This is a genomic window from Stenotrophomonas sp. CASM114 (assembly GCF_049384325.1).
Taxonomy (GTDB): domain Bacteria; phylum Pseudomonadota; class Gammaproteobacteria; order Xanthomonadales; family Xanthomonadaceae; genus Stenotrophomonas; species Stenotrophomonas muris.
Genome location: NZ_JBMRGJ010000045.1, coordinates 1 through 474, shown reverse-complemented (window position 1 = coordinate 474; position 474 = coordinate 1). Strand labels below are relative to the sequence as shown.

General features: G+C 39.0%; 1 protein-coding gene. It reads left to right on the top strand.

The genetic code is table 11. From position 1 onward, the window contains the following. Positions 1-474: hypothetical protein (locus VG566_RS20400; RefSeq protein ID WP_423172728.1), on the top strand; the 474-nt coding region annotated here is incomplete at both ends.

Sequence of the window (474 nt, the reverse complement as noted above, 5' to 3'; positions counted from 1 at the left end):
AAAGTAGACAGCATTGATGTATATATTACAGCTCCATCACAATATGTTGCGGTTTCAAATGGTATTGAAACTACTGCTCCTGTAATTTCAGGCACTAATAAAACAACTCATTTCCATCATGGTTATCCTATCCCTGCATATTTAATTGCTATGGCGGTTGGTAACTATACTGTTTACAATCAAACAGGCGGAACAGTACCAAACACTTATCCAATCATAAACTATATATATCCGGAAAGTTTTGCAACGGTTCAGTCGCAATTGGATGTAACGCCTTTGATTTTGGACTTGTATGAAAATCTATTTGAAATTTACCCATTCCACAATGAGAAATACGGTCACGCACAGTTTGGCTGGGGTGGCGGAATGGAACATACTACCGTTTCTTTTATGGGCGGATTTAACCGACAACTGATTGCCCACGAAATGGGACATCAATGGTTTGGTGACAAGATAACCTGTGGTACATGGAAA